Genomic DNA, 18,922 nt, shown 5'->3' with positions numbered 1-18,922 from the left:
ACGGTGATCTGTCATCGTGGTCTTTTTTGTTGCGCGCCATCGCGACAGGCGGGACAAACATCAGGTTACGATTGCCAGTTGCCAGATTGTGCCAAGCCTTATGTTTGAAATCCCGTTGCCGTTTGTTGTTGCCTTGTTGCTGGCGATTTTGCTGGTGCGCCTGACCCTGCGCGGGCCGGCCGGGCCGGTTGGACGGAGCTTGCGGATCTTCGTTGCGGCCAGTCTGGCGCTGGTGATCATGGTCGGGCTGCGCTGGCAATTTGATCTTTTGGTTTTCCGTTTCTTGCGCCCCTTGTTTGCCGCGATGCTGCCGCCCATCGCCTGGATGTGTTTTGCCGCGCTCGGTTCGGAAGAAAGGTCGCAAACCAGATGGCGGTGGATGCATGTCATCCCGGTTCTGGCGATTTTCATTGCAAGCCTGACTTGGCGGCAATGGCATATACAGGTTGATTTCCTGATTGCAGTACAATTTGCCGGATATGGTATTGCGCTGATCGTGCTGGCCAGCCGCGGCGAAGACCGTTTTGCGCAAGCACGGCTGGGCGATGTCGGATCGGTTCGGAGCATTGTTGCCGTGGTTGGCGGGGCGCTGATTTTCTCAGGGCTTGTTGACGGGTTGATCGCCCTTGATTTCAGTATCACTCAGGGCACAAACGTCGCAACAATCGTTGGCACTGCGCAGTTGGTTGTTCTGGTGGTGCTGGCGTTGCTGATGGTCCGGTTGGAGCGGCATAGTCCGCAGACCACGAAGCTTAATGATAGCGTAACCGAAGCCGCACTTTCGCAGCAAAAAGACGACCCGCAAGGCAACAACGACATCGCCGAGGATGATGCCATCCTTGCCGCAATCGATGAGGTCATGCACGCGCAACATCTGTATCGCGATCCTGATCTGACACTGGATCGCTTGGCACGCCGGGTGGTGATCCCGGCGCGGCAAATTTCCGGGGCGATTAACCGCCGGTTCGGGCGCAATGTGTCACAGGTCGTCAATGAATACCGCGTGGCAGAGGCGCAAATGTTGCTGCAGACGACCGATAAGCCGGTGACGGAAATCATGTTTGACTGCGGGTTTCAGACCAAATCGAATTTTAACCGCGAATTTGGCCGGGTGACCGGGATGGGTCCGCGGGCTTATCGCGACGCGGACCCATATCCCGATGAGCGGCAATCAGATCAGCCGTTTGGTCCGATCAGGAAGCTGTTTTCAGAGAACGCAGAAAGTCGAGAACAAGGGTGATGGTCTGTTGATGTAGGTCTGATCGATCCGTTGTGTCGTCGCCATCAAGGCAGATAATGCCGTCACCGGGAACCTCGTTTTCAAGCAGGATCGCGGCATTTGGTTTGCATTCGGGCAGGAAGCTGAAATGCGCGGCACCGGGCAGGGCATGGTAACGGGCTAAATCGGTCGGCAAATGTTCGATCAGGTAGCCCGACTCAAGGTCCTTGGGGATTTTTGGATTGGGCGCACCGGCGGCAATCACCAGAACCGGGATGTCGATGGCCGCCAGACTTTCCGGGGTAAAGCCACGGGCAAGGCCAAGATCAAGCGAGATTGCGCCACGGATCCGGTCGTCTTTGAGGTTGGCAGCCAGCTTTGCACGGTCTTCTGGTGTGCGGCCCACTTCAAGTTCTTTGAGGCCATCGCAGGCGGCGAATTCGGGATGCTGTTTGCATTCCGCGTCCATCCGGTCCATGTCCATTCGCGCCCCGGCAAGCTCAAGCACCGTCCATCCGCCCAGTGAATGACCAATCACCGTGATGTTGGCCGCGTCCAGATGGGGCGACCATGTGGGATCATTGGTAAGCGATGTGATCAGGTGGCTGATATCGCACGGACGCAGCCATAATGCAGAGCCGACTTCGGCGGTGACATCGCGGCTGGTGGTGCCGGGGTGATTGATGGCAGCAACCACATAGCCCGCCCGGGCGAGTGCCGTTGCAAGCCATCCCTGATTGCGCCAGTTGCCACCAAACCCGTGCGACATCACGACCAAGGGATGGCGTCCGTCCTGAATGTTGGCATCAGGCTGCACCATTTGACCGAAAAATACCGGATTTTCGCCGACAGGTACGGCTGCGTTTGTATCGCTGGTCGGGTACCAGATCGCACCAACCAAGGCGCGGTCGCCGTCATTGGCCGGGATGGTGATTTCCTGGAAGCCAACGGCAGGGGCGTTTGGCGCTGCCTGTGACGGTATGGCAATGACAAGAACGGCCAGAACGGCAAAAGCCATCAGGGCAGAAGTGGTGGGGGCAAAGCGCAGCATGTTTGGGTCCTTTATCCAAATCGAGTCATGCGCTTAGTTTTACTGGTCAGGTGTTGTTTGGCGTCCTTGATCGCGATCAAGGACCTTTCAGGCATAAAAAAGCCCCGGTCAATTGGCCGGGGCTTGGTCTTTGATCGCGGATCACGATGGGTTTTAGCGGAACATCATCACCGGCACATGGCAGGACCGGACCATTTCGGTGGTGGTGCTGCCGATGATCAGATTGCGGATGCGCGAATGGCCATAGGCGCCCATGACCAGAAGGTCGATATTTTCCGCTTCGATCTTGTCCTTGATCACGTCTTCGGGTTCGCCTGATGCGAAGCCTGCGTCGACCTCGTACCCTGCCTTGCGCAGGATGGTGGCCGCGTCATCAAGCTTTTCCTGCAACGTGTCATTCGGCTTGCCAACCGACAGCAACGTGCAGGGCAGACCGGTAAACAGCTTGCCCGATGCAATGTGGTGGACAGCCTTCATCGCACTTTCGCCGCCATCAAAGGCGATCAGGAATTTGTTGATCGGCTTGAATGCACGTGACGCCACAAGGACCGGTTTTTTGGCGGCGCGCACAACCCGTTCAAGGTTGGAGCCGAGATGCAACTTGGCAAAATCAGCGGCCTCGCCGCGTTTGCCGACCAGAATCAGATCGGCATCACCTTCGAACTCGGCAATGGTTTCGATCAGATCGCCATGGCGCAGCTTGGTGGTGACGGTGGCGACACCCTTTTCCTCAAGCCCGGTTTTGGCTTCTTCAAGCAGCAGGCGACCGCGCTTGAGTTCGAGCTTGTTTTTCTGCTCGTCGAGATCAGCCAGTTCCTTCAGCAGCGCCGAACGGGCACCGAGTTTGAGATTGCCACTGAGGTCAGCCGGTTCGGAATCGGTATTGCGGCGGCCAAGCACATGCATCAGTTCAACCGAGGCCTCGGTGCGTTCCGCCACCCAGCGGGTCAGGTCGCATACACTTTGCGAATAGCCTGATCCGTCAATCAGTGCGATCAGATGTGTCATGGATCGTTCCCCTGTTCCTAGTGGCCCATCAGGCGTTCAAGCGCGCCGGGCTTATCGTGGATGGCCAGTTTATCGACGATTGTCTCGCTGGCTTCATTGAGACCGATCAATTCAACTTCGGCCCCTTCACGGCGGAATTTGAGCACGACCATATCAAGGGCTGCAACACTTGAAATGTCCCAGATATGCGCGTGGCTGACATCAATCGTGACCCTGTCGAGCGCTTCGCGGAAATCAAAGGCCTTGGTGAAGTCTTCGACCGAGGCAAAGAAAATCTGGCCGCGTACTTCATAGGTGCGATGTGTGCTGTCATCCGACAGCGTGCTGGACACGCGGAAAATCTGCGCGATCTTCCAGGCAAAGAAAATGCCCGAAAGCAACACACCCACCAGAACACCAATCGCCAGGTTGTGCGAACCCACCACCGTGATCACGGTGGCGAGCATGACGATCGACGAGCTGCGCGGATGGGTTTTGAGGTCCTTGATCGACGACCAGCTGAATGTGCCGATGGAAACCATGATCATGATGGCAACAAGGGCCGCCATCGGAATGATTGCCACCAGATCGCCAAGAACGACAATTAGGATCAGCAGGAAAATACCGGCAAGGAAGGTCGACAGGCGGCAACGGCCACCTGATTTGACGTTGATCACCGACTGGCCGATCATCGCACAACCGGCCATACCGCCAATGAAGCCGGTAAAGAAGTTGGCGATCCCCTGACCATAGCATTCGCGGGTGCGGTTCGAACTGGTGTCGGTCAGATCATCAACGATCTGGGCCGTCATCAGACTTTCAAGCAGACCCACAGCCGCGACCGCCGCCGAATAGGGCAGGATGATCAGGAAGGTATCAAGGTTCAGCGGCACATCCGGGAAATAGATCGCCGGGAAGGCATCGGGCAGTGCGCCCATATCGCCCACCGTGCGCAGATCAGCGTCGATAAAGAACGACAGGCCGGTCAGAACGACGATGCAAATCAGCGGCGACGGGATGACCTTGGTGATGCGCGGGAACAGATAAATGATGGCAAGACCGCCTGCGACCATCACATAGGTCATCGGGCTGACATTGGTCAGTTCCGGCAGCTGGGCCATGAAGATCAGGATGGCAAGCGCATTGACGAAGCCGGTCATCACCGATTTGGAGACAAAGCGCATCAGATTGCCAAGGCGAAGCACACCTGCCAGCATCTGGATAACACCGGCCAGAACGGTGGCGGCCAGCAGATAATCCAGCCCGTGTTCGCGGACAAGCGATCCCATCAGGACCGCGGTGGCGGCGGTGGCGGCCGAAATCATGCCCGGTCGCCCGCCAAAGATGGCGGTAATCACGGCGATCGAGAAGGAGGCATAAAGCCCGACCTTCGGGTCAACACCGGCAATGATGGAAAAGGCAATCGCCTCCGGGATCAGGGCCAGCGCAACGACGAGGCCCGAAAGCACATCGCCGCGAATGTTGCCAAGCCACTCAGCCCGCAAACGCGGAAGAAAATCGCTATTCACAGAAAGTCTCCGTCTCCATAAGCCCGTAATATCAACTGGATTGTCCCCGGGCCGGAATGTCATCAGGCGGTCTTTCTGATCCGTCAGCCGGAAATGCAGCGACAGGTCTCCCCAAGACCATCCTGTTCGTTGCTGCGTCGCAGCAGGCTGTACCTATACCAATTTAAGATTTTGCACAACCATGGGGCGGGGATGTCGCACGATGGCGATTGCATATGGGAAGTCTATGGGGGATGACGGACTGCTGAGAAATTTGGAGAGGCAGTCTGGCTGATGAACAGCCAGACTGAGAAGTCGTCAGGAGCAGGAAAGTGAGGGGAGCTTGCCTGCGCCTGAGCAAGATATTATTGGCTTACGGCCTTGGCGGCTTGGTCAATTGTGTCGGCGACCACTTTTGGCTGGGTCATGAAAATAGAATGACTGGCGGAAACCTTGGTGACCTTGGCGTTGATCCGTTCGGCCATCGCGGCAAGCATTTCGGGATCGAATGCCTTGTCCTCGGTTCCATAGACAGCCCAGCTCGGTTTTGTTCTCCAGGCAGCGTTTTGAAGTTTGGTTTCAAATGCCTCGAGATTGATCGGGACCTGTGAGTCTCGCATGAAGGCAGCATCCGCATCGCTGACATCATTTGCAAAGCCCTGTTTGAACTTTTCGGGTTCAACAAAGGCATAACCGTCGGTGTGAATGTCGAGGACGAATTCCGGCGGCGTTGTATAGCCTTCATAGAGCTGGCCTGTTGTTTCACCAGCATCCGGCGCGAGGGCCGCGACGTAAACGAGTGCGGCAACTTTGGGATCTGTGCCTGCTTCGGTGATGACGGTTCCGCCCCAAGAATGCCCGACGAGAACAGTCGGTCCATCCTGACGATCAAGGGCGCGTTTTGTTGCGGCAACGTCGTCGGCCAAAGACGTAAGCGGGTTCTGTACGATGGTTACGTTGTACCCGCGCGCCGTCAGATCATTGTAAACGCCGCGCCAGCCGCTTCCATCGGCGAATGCCCCGTGAACGAGCACGACATTGCGAATGCTGTTGCCGTCTGCGGTCTTGTCGTCTGCCTGCGCAGATGTTGCGGATACCAAGGACAATGCGATGGCAGCGGCGATGTTCAATATCTTGTTCTTCATTTCCGTAATCCTTTTCTGGTCAGTGTAGTTATTGAATGTCGAAAGCAGCGCAGTGTTGGATGTCGCTTTGCGACGGGCTGTGGGATGTTTAATAGTTATCGCGATAAATGTTATTTCGATAACTATTAAGTTGGATTAATTCTCTTGTCCAGAAAATAATTATCGCGATATATATTATCGTGAATAAACCTTGAGATCAGGTGCCAGAAAGGAGTCTCTTTTGTCGGAAGAATCCAACATTCCCGTGCCCCTTGAAGATCAACTATGCTTTGCGATCTATTCTGCGGGGATAGCGATCCAGCGGCTTTACAAGCCGTTGCTGACCAAGCTGGGTCTGACCTATCCGCAATATCTGGTTCTCAACGTTCTCTGGGAACAAAACACCCAGAGTGTGGGTCAGATCGCTGATCGACTTGCGCTCGAGTCAAGCACGCTCACACCCTTGTTAAAGCGTCTTGAGAGCTCCGGAATGGTACGCCGGGAACGAAATCCGGATAACGAACGACAGGTCCTGATTACGCTAACACCCGCCGGACTGGCGCTTCGTGATCAAGCCGGTTGCCTTGGTGCTGCTTTGTTGCAGGCTTCTGGCCAGAGCCCGGACGCGCTTGCGGATCTGAACAGCAAGACAAAGCAGCTTCGTGACCTGATTTACCAGAATGGTGTGGACTGGTAACAGCAGTGGTTTGATCGCATTGCATATTCCGTCAAACCGTCGGAACAGTACCGCCATCAATGACATATTCCGTGCCGGTTATGGAGCCGGCGCGATCAGATGCCAAAAATGCAATCAGGTTGGCGACTTCGGCGGGTTTTGCCGGGCGACCAAGCGGTATTCCGCCAAGAGCATCCATGATGATCTTTTTGCCGCCGTCATAGTCGGTGCCTGCTTGTTCGGCCAAGCGTTCGGCCAAGTGAACGGAGGCTTCTGTTTCTATCCATCCCGGTGAAACGCGCACAACGCGAACACCTTTGGGAGAGACTTCTTTTGAAAGCGCCTTGCTGTAGGTCGACAAAGCAGCCTTTGCAGCGGCATAGGCCGTTGTTGATTCTGGCAGCGGCAGTTCGCGTTGGATTGAGGTCACATGTATGACCACGCCCTGTCCTTGCGTGATCATGTCAGGGACCAAATGCCGATCAAGCCGCACGGCGGGAAACAGGTTCAGGTTCAGTTCCTGATACCAGTGATCATCGGACAATGCCCGGAATCCGCCAGCAGGTGAAGATGAGCCGCCAAGCATGTGGACGATGATATCCATACCACCAAGACGTTGTTTTGTTGCCTCTGCCACGGACAGGCAACCGTCATCGGTGGTCAGGTCGGCCGCGATAAAGTTATCGTCGGGAAACGTTTCCGGGCGGCTGCGCGCTGTGGTCAGAACAGTTGCGCCCAGTTCACGCAAAAGCTTGAATGTTGCAAGGCCTGCGCCCTTTGTCCCACCGGTAACAAGGGCGCGCTTTCCTTTCAGGGCAAGAAAATCTGACATCATTTCACCCCCATCTCGGCAATCTTGTTGTCTTTGATGCGAAAGACGTAGTCCAGCGTTACCGGGCTGTTTGGGAAATTCCCGCTGACCTTGGCGCGCACCATGACCTTGTCACCGGTTGTTTCTGTCTCAAGAGGCTCGGCGACATGGTTGTATTTTTCCTTCGCTGCCAGCCACCAGTTTCGGATTTCGGTCGACCCAACGTGACGTTCGCCTTCGTCATGAACGACTGCATCCGTGCAGAATGCTTTTGTCAGAATGTCAGGGTCCTGGTTTCGATCCGCATCGAAATACGCCTGCACAGCATCAATCATATCCATCGCTTTCACTCCTTACGGTGACTTATATCTCGACAGATAATCCTGATCCATTGTACTAACAATACGGATAATATTTGACGTAGTGATGAAAAAAACGGGACAATGGAACGTATCGTCTTGAACGATCTGGAAGCTGTCATGGCAATTGCCAAACGCGGTACATTTCGCGGGGCGGCCATTGATATGGGGGTTTCGACAACAGCCTTGAGCCATGCAATCAGCAAGCTTGAGGCGGGTCTGGGTGTCAGGTTGTTTAACCGCACCACGCGAAGCGTATCGCTCTCGGATGCGGGCAAGTTGTTTGTCGACCAGGTCGGTCCTTCGCTTCGGAGTATCCATGATGGGTTGGAAGTGGTTCGCTCGCAGCGAGAAACGCCTTCTGGAACCATTCGTATCAATGCGGCCCCCTTTGCAGCGCGTGAGGTGATTTCGCCACTCGTATTCGAGTATCTCCGCCGGTTTCCGGACATGCATGTCGATCTGGTGACCGAAGGGCGACTGGTGGATATCGTCGCGGAAGGTTTCGATCTGGGGGTAAGGGTTTCGGGGTTGATTCCCAGTGACATGATCGCAGTGCCGCTTGGTCGCGTTCAACAATATGCGATTGTTGCATCCCCCGACTATTTCAAGGGGCGCAACAAGCCAAAGGTCCCGCCGGACCTTTTGAACCATAAATGCATCCGCGTAAGGTTGCCTGACGGATCGGTTTTCAGATGGCGATTTGAGAAGGACGGCGAAGCGGTTCAGATTGACGTGAACGGGCCCATTACACTCGACGAGGCAAGTCTGGCGCGTGCGGCGGTTCTGGAAGGCATTGGGGTCGGCTGTTTTATGGAACGTGATGTCCTTGCGGACATTGAAGCAGGGCGTCTTGTGCGCGTGCTTGACGACTGGACGCTGCCATTTTCCGAGCTCTGCCTTTACTATCCCGGGCGGCGCAATCTGTCGGCCGGGCACAAGGCGTTTGTTGCGCTTGCCAGAGAACTGGGGCGGGGTGCTGCGTCAAATAAGCCAATTGTCAGTCCAATTGCACTCTGACCAAGGCCTTTGGCCAGAGTGCTTCGGATCTTATGACATCTTGAATTGCCGGTCAGGCGTTATCAAGCACGGCCTTGGCGATTGCCTTGCCGCAGGTGACGGTATCGGCCTTGCCGCCAAGGTCGGCGGTGCGCAGGTTTTCATCCAGAAGGACGGCCTCAATCGCGCGCATGATGGCGTCATGGGCATCGGTGTGGCCGAGGTGATCAAGCATCATTGCCCCTGACCAGATTTGCCCGATGGGGTTGGCAATACCCTTGCCCGCGATATCGGGGGCGGAGCCATGCACCGGTTCGAACAGGGAGGGGAATTTGCCTTCCGGGTTGATGTTGCCCGATGGCGCGATGCCGATTGTGCCCGTACAGGCCGGGCCAAGGTCAGACAGGATATCGCCAAACAGGTTGGACGCGACAACCACGTCAAAGCGGTCCGGGTTCATCACGAACTGGGCGGTCAGAATATCGATATGATATTTGTCCCAGGTGACGTCGGGATAGTTTTTAGCCATTTCGACCACGCGTTCATCCCAATAGGGCATGGTGATCGAAATGCCGTTCGATTTGGTCGCCGAGGTCACATGTTTGCGCGGGCGTTTCTGGGCCAGCTCGAACGCGTATTTCAGGATGCGGTCAATCCCAGTCCGCGACATGACGGTTTCCTGAATGACGATTTCACGGTCCGTGCCGGGATACATTTTGCCCCCGACCGAGGAATATTCCCCTTCGGTGTTTTCGCGCACGACATAGAAATCAATATCACCCGGTTTGCGACCGGCCAGCGGGGAGGGTACGCCGGGCATCAGTTTGGCCGGGCGCAGGCTGACATATTGGTCAAAGTCGCGCCGGAACATGATCAGCGATCCCCACAGCGAGATGTGGTCGGGCACGGTATCGGGCCAGCCGACCGCACCAAAGAAGATCGCATCGTGGGGTTCGATCTGTGCGCGCCAGTCATCGGGCATCATCTGGCCGTGCTTTTGATAGTAATCGCACGAGCCGAATTCGAATTCATTGAAGGTGAGGTTGATATCAAAAACCTCTGCCGCGGCCTTAAGCACGCGAATGCCTTCTGGCATGACCTCTGTGCCGATGCCGTCGCCGGCGATGACTGCGATTTTGTGGGTGGCGCTTGTCACGATGTTTTCCTCCGTCGCGATTTGGTTGTCTTTCAGGTAATCAGGATTGCCCGGAAATCATTTACATTGGTAAGTGTAGGGCCGGTAATGATTCCGTCTTCGAGTGTTTCAAAGAAGCTGTGACCATCATTATTGGCAAGATACGCCTTTGCGTCCATTTCCAGAAGTGATCCACGCAACAAGGTATCGGGAGAAACGTAAGCACCGGCGATTTCTTCGAGCCCGTCAACGCCGTCAGTGTCGCCCGCGACTGCGTGAATGCCCGGTGCGCTATCGAGTTCTATGGCAAGCCCCAGCAGAAATTCGACATTTCGGCCGCCGCGCCCAGTGCCTTTGACGGTGACGGTGGTTTCGCCACCAGATAACAAGACGCAAGGGCGATCATTTAAATGGCGGCGCGACGCGATATGCTTGGCTGTTGCGGCGAGTGATTGTCCGAGCTCGGATGCTTCGCCTTCGAGTGAGTCGCCGAGGATTATGGCATCAATGCCTGCACAGCGCGCCTTCTGTGCGGCGGCATCAAGTGCCATTTGCGGTGCCGCGATCAAATGGGCCTCTGTGTTCGACAGTCTGGGGTCATCGGGTTTGATTGTCTCGACTTTGCCTGAGCACAGGGAGTCCAATGCTTTGTTCGGCACGGGTATGTTGTATCGGGTTATGACCTCAAGCGCGTCGGCGCAGGTTGTCGGATCAGCAACTGTCGGTCCCGAAGCAATATCGATAAACCTGTCGTTTGGAACATCGGAGATCATGAGCGAAACCACGCGTGCCGGGTGGCAAAGTGCTGCCAGTTTGCCGCCTTTGACTGTCGATAGATGGCGACGGACGCAATTCATTTCGTCAATTGATGCACCTGATTTCAATAGCGCCTTGTTAATCGCCTGTTTTTCTTCTAGGCGGATTTCGGGTATCGGATCCACCAGAAGTGCCGAGCCCCCGCCTGAAATCAGGCAGATAACAAGGTCATCTTCGGTAAGGTCCTTCACGCAGTCCTTGATGCGGCGCGTGGCCTGAAGCCCGGCTTCGTCCGGAACCGGGTGGGATGCCTCGATGACTCCGATTTTGCAGGTGTCTACAGCGTGGCCGTAACGCGTAATCACAAGCCCCGAGAGATCACCAGTCCAGTATTTTTCCAGGGTCTGCGCCATTTTGGCGGACGCCTTGCCAGCGCCGATGACAATGGTCCGCCCTTTTGGCTGTTTCGGGATAAAAGGCGGCAGGCAAAGCTGAGGGTTGGCCGCATCAACAGCGGTTTGAAACAGATCAATCAGAAAATGTTTGATTGATACGGGATCATTGAGCTTAGTTTCTTGTTCAGTCCTCATCTTTGCCTCTGAGGTGTTTATTTGTTGTCGCCCTGGATCGCGGCAATAACCGCATCGGTGACCTGACGGGTGGTAGCGGTGCCGCCAAGGTCCGGTGTATGAAGGTCCGGATTGGCCGTTACGCGTTCTACCGCCCGCATCAAGCGTTCTGACGCTGTCTTTTCACCGAGGTGATCAAGCATCATCACCGCACTCCAGAAGGTCGCAACCGGGTTGGCGATGCCTTGGCCGGTGATATCGAACGCCGAACCGTGGATCGGTTCGAACATCGAGGGGAATTTGCCTTCGGGATTGAGGTTGGCAGTCGGCGCGATGCCAAGCGAACCGGCAAGGGCGGCAGCCAGATCAGACAAAATATCCGCATGCAGGTTGGTTGCGACAATCGTATCAAGGGTTTCGGGACGCAGGGTCATGCGCATGGTCATGGCATCGACCAGCATCTTATCCCATTCGACATCCGGGTATTCGGCGGCGACTTCCTTGGCGATTTCGTCCCACATCACCATGCCGTTGCGCTGAGCGTTTGATTTGGTGACCACGGTCAGCTTTTTGCGCGGGCGTGAACGGGCAAGATCGAAGGCAAAACGCATAATGCGGGTGACACCGGCACGGGTGAAGATCGATACCTCGGTTGCGACTTCTTCGGGCAGCCCGACGTGGGAACGCCCGCCCTGACCGGCATATTCGCCTTCGGAATTTTCACGCACGATAACCCAGTCAAGCTCCGTCTGTTTGACATTGCGCAGCGGACTTTCGATGCCTGGCAGAATGCGGGTCGGGCGCACATTGGCGTATTGATCAAACGGTTGGCAGATCGCCAGTCGCAGACCCCAAAGAGTGACATGATCGGGCACATCCGGGGCGCCAACAGCACCGAAATAGATCGCATCGTGATCCTTGATGTGGTCACGGCCGTCTGCAGGCATCATAACGCCATGCTTCTTGTAGTAATCGGAACCCCAGTCAAAGTGATCGAAGCTCATGGTGAAACCGCCATCGCGTTTTGCCAGAACATCCAGAACCTCGGTTCCGGCCGCAACGACCTCTTTGCCGATTCCGTCACCCGGAATGGCCGCAATACGATAGTTTTTCATGTTCATTCTCTTTGGTCAGTGTGTTGAATTCGTTTGATCGTGCCCGATCAGAACAGGAAGCCGGATGGCATTCTGATCAAAAGGACCTTGGCCATCAGAAGATACAATCCGCCGACAATGGCGATTGCTGCGACGGCTTCGATAAGTTGACGTTTGGGCCCCATGATTTCGTAGCAGGCGACCCGGGACAGGATCAGGAAGGCGACGATTGCTGCGGATGCAAACCCGATAACGGGGATTGCAGCGACCCATCCGGCCATGACGACGACCAGGGTGATGCGCCGCGATACTGATGCTGTCTCGGTTTCGCCGCTTGCTGCAGCTGGTTTGCGCAGAAAGTTCAACGCCAGAAGCATGACAGACAGGATGATGACGGCGACCGATATCGTGCTTGGAAAGACCGATCCCATCGGGCTCATCGTTGCGGTCTGACTGTATGCCCAGCCAGCGGCAACGATGAGGAGTGCGGAGACCACCATTCCGCTGACATCACGGGGTTTGGCGATCTGTTTCTTCAAACCGGCAAGTGGATCGAAGGGTGGGGCCTTGATTTCCTCAATCTCCTGAACCGTCGTTTCACCATTGCTTTGGGAATAGGAGCGTGCGGCATCGAGGGCCCGTTTCTTGGCCTTTTCCTTGCGCTTGGCAAAAATCAGCGGGTAGGCCACGGTGAAGATGGCCAACGCAACGATGGCAAGGCTGATGGGGCGGCCAAAGAACATACCGGTGATGTTGTTGGTGGCGTTGCCAATCAGATAAGATTGCACAAACCCTTGCTCGGCAATTTTGCCCAGAACCAGACCAAGGACAATCGGCGAGGGCGCGAAACCGCAGCGGTTCAAAACCCAACCAAGAACACCCAGACTGATCATCATGGTGACGTCATGCAGGTTGCTGTGGATGGCAAAGCTTCCAATCACCGTCAGAAAGGCAATGGTTGGCACCAACAGGGTCTTGGGGATCGAGGCAATTGATTTATAGGCATAGCGGCCAATGAGCAGACCAGCGGGCAGCATGAGTGCTGTCGCGATCAAAAGCCCGAAAATAAAAGTGTAAACGATTTCGCCTTGCTGGGAGAACAGCGTTGGGCCGATCTTGATGCCCTGAACCAGCAAGGCACCGAGAATAATGGCATCGGGAGGCGTGCCCGGAATGCCCAGAACAAGGGTTGGAATAAATCCACCGCCCACTGTGGCGTTGTTGGCGGCCTCTGTCGCCATGAGGCCGTCAGGTGCGCCTTTGCCAAACGTCTCAGGTTCTTTTGACGAGCGGCGGGCTTCAGAATAGGACACCAGACCAGCAATGGAGCCACCCGCACCGGGTAAGATCCCGACGATTGTGCCAATAACCGAACTGCGCAAAACGTTGAATTTGCTCTTCCAGGTCAGACCGAATGCTTCGAGTAGACGAATGCCGCGTTTGCCTTGTTCGACCTTCAGGTGACGATCAGGTGTTGCAACAAGATCAATCAGCACCGGAATGCAATAAAGACCGATCAGAGCGGAGACGATATCAAAGCCGCCCAGCAGCGTATGGGTGCCCATGGTAAAACGGATATCCCCGCCAACCACGGCAACGCCAACCATCGCCAGCATCAGGCCGATACAACCGCCGAGCAGGCCTTTGATGGTATTGCCAACAGAAAGGGCGGAAATAAGGGTCAGGCCGAAGACTGCCAACCAGAAATATTCAGGCGGACCAAAGGCCAAGGCAACCTTTGCCAGCGGCGGCGACAGCAGCAGCAGGAACACACCCCCGACAAGGCCACCAACAACAGATGCCAGCGTTGCCAGTGTTACTGCAAGACTACCGTCGCCGCGTTTGGCCATCGGGAAACCGTCAAACGTCGTGGCGATGGCCGACGGTGTTCCCGGTGTATTGACCAGAATGGCGGCAAACGCGCCGCCATAAATGGCCCCGGTATAGATCGCACCAAGCGCAATCAAACCGGTTGCGGGATCCATGGTAAAGGTAAACGGGACCAGAACGGCCACCGCCATGGTTGCTGACAGTCCGGGCAAAGCACCGATAACCGTTCCAAGTACAACGCCGCCCAGTGCCATAAGCAGGTTTAAAGGCGTGAGCGCGCTCACGAAATAGCCCAGCAATTCCATGGTGGTGACCTTTCCAATCCCGAATTATTATTGTTGGCGTTTCTTAGCGGTTGGCGATGCCAAGCTTTTCTGCGATTTCACGGTACTCTTCGGATTTCGCAGCAACGAAATCATTGATGAAGTCGTAGGTGATATCGGTCAGAACAAAACCGGCATCTTCCATCTTCTTCTTGAATTCAGGATTGTTGTTCACGTCCGTGACCATCTGCGAGATTTTCTCGCGGATTGGCTCCGGTGTTGATTTCGGTACGGCAACACCGCGGAATGCACCGCCAACGATATCAAAGCCAAGTTCCTTGAAGGTCGGTACATCCGGGAATGCCTTGACGCGGGTTTCCGATGCAACAGCAAGCATGCGCATGCCATCACCATTGTTCACGCCCGAAGTCACATAGTTAAAACCACCGGTGGTCTGGCTGCCGAGGATGGCGGTAACCGCCGGGCCGGTGCCGCTGAACGGGACATAGGTGGTGGTAATGCCAGCCAGTTCATCAAACTGAACCTGACCAAGATGGTTGGCAGAGTTCGAGCCCGAACCACTGAGTGTGACAAGGCCTGGATTGGCTTTGGCGTAGTCGATCAGTTCCTGCAGGTTCTGGAATTCGCTGTCCTTGGGGACAAAAAGCGCATTCGGAGTGTAGTGGAAGAAGTTGATGTAGGTGAGGTCTTTGGTCTCGTAACCAACATCTTTTTCCATCGGCTGCAGGATGGTATGGGGCAGGTTAATCCCCATAATGGTGTATCCGTCACCTTCCATGCCGTTCAGCTGTGACCAGGCCTGTGCACCACCGGCACCTGCCATGTACTGGATAACAAAAGACTGGCCTGAAATTTCTTCAAGATATGGCTGCTGGAAGCGTGCCGAGACATCGGACTCACCACCGGCATTGAACGGAATGATGTAGTTGATGGTCTGTTCCGGATATTCGGCAAATGCCGTTCCAGAAATAAAGGTTGCGGCCATTGCCGCTGCGATTGCTAGCTTACGCATCGGTATTCCTCCCGAAATAATTTTCACCGGACAAATTGCCGGTGCTGGCAACCAGAAAGGATCGTGTTGATCGATCCCATGCCAGTGTTTCCCTGATGCCGCATCGGGTATTGGGCGCTGTAGGACGCCTGCGTTCGGCTGTTGTTTTTAGCCCGATCGACTCCTTCAGTTTATATTTTTGAGAAATTGATTATAATTTCCGACTTCTCACTTCATTATGTCGCAGAGGTTAATAATGTCGGTCGATAGTGATCTGGGCTTTTTTGTGCTTCTGGTCCGCAAGGGCAGCTTGTCGGCAGCGGCACAGGAACTTAACCTCTCGCCGCCAGCGGTGAGCAAACGGTTGGCGAAGCTAGAAGACCGTTTAGGGGTCAGGTTGCTGAACCGCACCACCCGGCGGATCAGCCTGACAAGTGAAGGCGACGCCTATTTCCAGAGCGCCGAACAGATCATGCGCCAGATTGATGATCTTGAGCAGCGGGTCTCGCATGCCAGTGAAACGCCGACAGGGCTTTTGCGGATCAATGCAACATTCGGGTTTGGGCGTGAATATGTCGCACCAGTGGTGTCGGAGTTCTCGCACCTTTATCCCGAAGTCGAAGTGCAGCTTCTGCTGACCGATATTCCGATGAATATGGTTGAAGAAGGAATTGATCTTGGCATTCGTTTCGGCGGGTTGCCAAATTCGCGCATTCGTGCGCGCAAATTGCAAGGCAATCGACGATTTCTGTGTGCCGCACCGTCTTATCTTGAACGACATGGGATGCCGCGCAATTTGTCAGAGCTGATCAATCACAATTGCATCATCCTGCGGCAAAACACCGACGTGCATGATGTCTGGAAACTTCAACGGGGTCAGCATTCCGAGACCGTTAAAGTACATGGCACACTCAGCAGCAATGATGGTGAAATCGCGTTGCAATGGGTGCTTGATGGTCATGGGATCATGATGCGATCAGAATGGGATATTGCGCGCCATGTCGAGGAAGATCGATTGCATCTTGTTCTGCCGCAATATGCCCATGTCGATGCGGACATCTACGCTGTTTACCCGGAGCGCCACAACCTCTCTGCCAAGGTGCGCATTTTCATTGATTTCTTGCATCGGAAACTGCGCGAGACCTCAACCGCGCGCATTCAGTGACGGAGTGTCGCAGAACTTAATCTGCATCAAAAAAGCCACCCGCCGAAAAAGGCGGATGGCTTGTAAAGTCTGTTACGAAACAGCGTTCGCCGTTAGCGATTCTGGCGGTTATCAATCAGGTCATCGACAACACCCGGATCGGCAAGGGTCGAGGTATCGCCAAGCTGATCATATTCGTTGGCGGCAATCTTGCGCAGGATGCGGCGCATGATTTTGCCCGAACGGGTTTTCGGCAGACCCGGCGACCACTGGATGAAGTCCGGGCTTGCGATCGGGCCGATTTCCTTGCGGACCCATTTAACCAGTTCGGCGCGCAGCTCGTCGGTCGGTTCCTCGCCAGCATTAAGCGTCACATAGGCATAGATGCCCTGTCCCTTGATGTCGTGCGGAACGCCGACCACGGCGGCCTCGGCCACCTTGGAATGGGCGACCAGTGCGCTTTCAACCTCGGCGGTGCCCATACGGTGACCCGATACGTTGATCACGTCATCGACACGGCCGGTGATCCAGTAATAACCATCGTCGTCACGACGTGCACCATCACCGGTGGTGTAGACGTTTTTGAACGTGCTGAAATAGGTCTGGATGAAGCGTTCATGGTCACCATAGACCGTACGCATCTGACCCGGCCAGCTGTCCTTGATGACAAGGTTGCCATCGGTTGCGCCGGTCAGTTCCTTGCCTTCGTTATCAAGCAAGGCCGGCTCCACACCAAAGAACGGCAGGGTCGCCGAACCCGGTTTCAAGTCGGTCGCACCCGGCAGTGGGGTAATCAGGATGCCGCCGGTTTCGGTCTGCCACCAGGTATCGACAATCGGGCAATTCTTTTTGCCGACATGTTCGTAATACCATTCCCAGGCTTCTGGGTTGATCGGTTCACCGACCGAACCAAGAATGCGCAGGCTGGACAGATCGGCCTTGTTCACAAAGCTTTCGCCTTCGCGCATCAGGGCACGGATTGCGGTCGGTGCGGTATAGAAGATGTTGACCTTGTGCTTTTCGCAGACCTGCCAGAAGCGCGATGCGTCCGGATAGCTTGGCACACCTTCAAACATCAGCGTCGTTGCACCATTGGCCAGCGGGCCATAAACGATATAGCTGTGACCGGTGACCCAGCCGACATCGGCCGTGCACCAGTAAATGTCGCCTTCGTGATAGTCGAAGACATACTGATGGGTCATCGACGCGTAGACGAGATAACCGCCCGAGGTGTGCAGAACGCCCTTCGGCTTGCCGGTCGAGCCCGAGGTGTAAAGAACAAACAGCGGGTCTTCGGCGTTGACTTCGGTCGGCGGGCAGTCGGTGGAGGCTGCTTCGCATACTTCGTGATACCAGACGTCGCGGGCATCGTTCCAGGCAACGTCCTTGCCGGTATGCTTGACGACGACCATTTTCTCGACCGATTTAACACCCGGATGGGAAAGGGCTTCATCCGCGTTGCGTTTCAGCGGTACTGAACGGCCGCCACGCAGACCTTCGTCCGAGGTGATGACGACTTTCGCGCCGCAATCCTCGACACGGCCCGCCAGCGCTTCGGGCGAGAAGCCGCCAAAGACGATGGAGTGGATCGCACCGATACGGGCACATGCCAGCATGGCAACGGCGGCCTCGGGGATCATCGGCAGATAAATGACAACGCGATCACCCTTGGCAACGCCCATCGATTTCAGCGCATTGGCGAAACGACAGGTGCGCTCGTAAAGATCGCGATAGGTGATGTGTTCCGAGACGTTGGGATCATCGCCCTCGAAAATGATGGCGGTCTGATCGCCGCGCTTTTCAAGGTGACGGTCAAGGCAGTTGGCCGCAACGTTGAGCGTCCCGTCCTCATACCACTTGATATAGAGGTCCTTGGCGTCGTAGCTGACGTTTTTGACGGTGTTATAGGGCTTGATCCAGTCAATGCGTTTGCCGTGTTCGCCCCAGAAGCCTTCCGGGTCTTCGACCGACTGCTTGTACATGGCGTCGTATTTTGCCTTGTCGATCAAAGCGCCCTTCGCGATGTCGTCAGGTACGGGATAAACGTTCGCAGACATATGTGGCCTCTTGTTCGTTTCCTGTGGTCTCTAGGTCGGCACCGGGGTGTTTTCGATGACTTTTCCAACGGGCTCGAAAAAGGCATTCGTCCGATGCAGTAATTTCGGTGCGGTTCAGAACCTGCTTTGCCATGCTGCCCGGTCCGGTGTGTGTTCGGTCCCGTTCAAAGGGGGCGGGCACGGCAAAGTTAATCCTGTCGCTTGCGCCCTATGCTAGTGCGCAGAGAGTATTGAGGGAATACAACTTAAGACGGGGGCGGGCCTGGCCGGGTGCGCGTTGGTTGGTGTACGTTTGCCACACTGGCAGGCGTGATCGTCGTCTGTGGCC

16 protein-coding genes are annotated in these 18,922 nt (G+C 55.5%); 4 read left to right on the top strand and 12 right to left on the bottom strand.

Annotated elements, in window-relative coordinates:
• Positions 1–16 precede the first annotated feature (16 nt).
• Complete coding sequence (locus tag DY252_RS22630; RefSeq protein ID WP_064788130.1) at positions 17–1,240, top strand: helix-turn-helix domain-containing protein; 1,224 nt, start codon at positions 17–19, stop codon at positions 1,238–1,240.
• Here DY252_RS22630 and DY252_RS21830 read toward each other — a convergent pair.
• The 4 genes from DY252_RS21830 to DY252_RS21815 all read right to left on the bottom strand — a co-directional run bounded on the left by DY252_RS21830 (position 1,194) and on the right by DY252_RS21815 (position 5,910).
• The gene (locus tag DY252_RS21830; RefSeq protein WP_082923390.1) at positions 1,194–2,270 is read right to left on the bottom strand and encodes an alpha/beta hydrolase family protein; all 1,077 of its coding nucleotides are present in this window, start codon (positions 2,268–2,270) and stop codon (positions 1,194–1,196) included. The genes DY252_RS22630 and DY252_RS21830 overlap by 47 nt on opposite strands.
• Before the next feature lie 153 nt (positions 2,271–2,423).
• The gene (locus DY252_RS21825) at positions 2,424–3,278 is read right to left on the bottom strand and encodes a universal stress protein (RefSeq protein ID WP_064788131.1); all 855 of its coding nucleotides are present in this window, start codon (positions 3,276–3,278) and stop codon (positions 2,424–2,426) included.
• Positions 3,279–3,295: 17 nt separating this feature from the next.
• Complete coding sequence (locus tag DY252_RS21820) at positions 3,296–4,786, bottom strand: SulP family inorganic anion transporter (protein WP_064788132.1); 1,491 nt, start codon at positions 4,784–4,786, stop codon at positions 3,296–3,298.
• A gap of 344 nt (positions 4,787–5,130) precedes the next feature.
• Positions 5,131–5,910: an alpha/beta fold hydrolase gene (locus tag DY252_RS21815; RefSeq protein ID WP_064788133.1), complete on the bottom strand. Its 780-nt coding sequence runs from the start codon at positions 5,908–5,910 to the stop codon at positions 5,131–5,133.
• 220 nt (positions 5,911–6,130) lie between these two features.
• Here DY252_RS21815 and DY252_RS21810 point away from each other — a divergent pair, with 220 nt between their 5' ends.
• Positions 6,131–6,586 carry a MarR family winged helix-turn-helix transcriptional regulator gene (locus DY252_RS21810; RefSeq protein WP_064788134.1) on the top strand — a complete coding sequence of 152 codons (456 nt, stop codon included), beginning with the start codon at positions 6,131–6,133 and terminating at the stop codon, positions 6,584–6,586.
• Positions 6,587–6,617: 31 nt separating this feature from the next.
• On the opposite strand, the gene DY252_RS21805 is transcribed toward DY252_RS21810, so the two are convergent.
• Entirely contained in the window at positions 6,618–7,397 is a 780-nt protein-coding gene (locus tag DY252_RS21805; protein WP_064788337.1) for an SDR family oxidoreductase, read from the bottom strand.
• On the bottom strand, positions 7,397–7,717 hold the full coding sequence (locus DY252_RS21800; protein ID WP_064788135.1) for a nuclear transport factor 2 family protein: 321 nt from the start codon (positions 7,715–7,717) through the stop codon (positions 7,397–7,399). The genes DY252_RS21805 and DY252_RS21800 overlap by 1 nt, the downstream gene beginning before the upstream one ends.
• Before the next feature lie 102 nt (positions 7,718–7,819).
• Here DY252_RS21800 and DY252_RS21795 point away from each other — a divergent pair, with 102 nt between their 5' ends.
• Positions 7,820–8,755 (top strand): LysR family transcriptional regulator, encoded by a 936-nt coding sequence (locus DY252_RS21795; protein ID WP_064788136.1) that lies wholly within the window; start codon positions 7,820–7,822, stop codon positions 8,753–8,755.
• Positions 8,756–8,807: 52 nt separating this feature from the next.
• Here DY252_RS21795 and DY252_RS21790 read toward each other — a convergent pair whose 3' ends face one another.
• Genes DY252_RS21790 through DY252_RS21770 form a run of 5 tightly spaced genes read right to left on the bottom strand, consistent with a single transcriptional unit; the run spans position 8,808 to position 15,414 of the window.
• Entirely contained in the window at positions 8,808–9,890 is a 1,083-nt protein-coding gene (locus tag DY252_RS21790) for a tartrate dehydrogenase (RefSeq protein WP_064788137.1), read from the bottom strand.
• Positions 9,891–9,922: 32 nt separating this feature from the next.
• Positions 9,923–11,215: a glycerate kinase type-2 family protein gene (locus DY252_RS21785; RefSeq protein ID WP_064788138.1), complete on the bottom strand. Its 1,293-nt coding sequence runs from the start codon at positions 11,213–11,215 to the stop codon at positions 9,923–9,925.
• 17 nt (positions 11,216–11,232) lie between these two features.
• Complete coding sequence (locus DY252_RS21780) at positions 11,233–12,309, bottom strand: tartrate dehydrogenase (protein ID WP_064788338.1); 1,077 nt, start codon at positions 12,307–12,309, stop codon at positions 11,233–11,235.
• Between the two features lie 47 nt (positions 12,310–12,356).
• Positions 12,357–14,423, bottom strand: a complete 2,067-nt coding sequence (locus tag DY252_RS21775) for a tripartite tricarboxylate transporter permease (RefSeq protein WP_064788139.1) — start codon at positions 14,421–14,423, stop codon at positions 12,357–12,359.
• Positions 14,424–14,466: 43 nt separating this feature from the next.
• Positions 14,467–15,414 carry a tripartite tricarboxylate transporter substrate binding protein gene (locus DY252_RS21770; RefSeq protein ID WP_129542789.1) on the bottom strand — a complete coding sequence of 316 codons (948 nt, stop codon included), beginning with the start codon at positions 15,412–15,414 and terminating at the stop codon, positions 14,467–14,469.
• A 235-nt stretch (positions 15,415–15,649) separates the two neighbouring features.
• Between DY252_RS21770 and DY252_RS21765 the strand changes: the two genes are divergently transcribed.
• Complete coding sequence (locus DY252_RS21765) at positions 15,650–16,558, top strand: LysR family transcriptional regulator (RefSeq protein WP_064788140.1); 909 nt, start codon at positions 15,650–15,652, stop codon at positions 16,556–16,558.
• Between the two features lie 92 nt (positions 16,559–16,650).
• Here the strand turns inward: DY252_RS21765 and acs are convergent, their stop codons facing one another.
• Positions 16,651–18,594, bottom strand: a complete 1,944-nt coding sequence (gene acs / locus DY252_RS21760) for an acetate--CoA ligase (protein ID WP_064788141.1) — start codon at positions 18,592–18,594, stop codon at positions 16,651–16,653.
• Between the last annotated feature and the right edge of the window lie 328 nt (positions 18,595–18,922).

The organism is Thalassospira indica (assembly GCF_003403095.1).
In the GTDB taxonomy this organism is placed as follows: Bacteria; Pseudomonadota; Alphaproteobacteria; order Rhodospirillales; family Thalassospiraceae; genus Thalassospira; species Thalassospira indica.
Note: the sequence above shows the minus strand (reverse complement) of the source record. Positions and strands in the feature narration are given on the sequence as shown.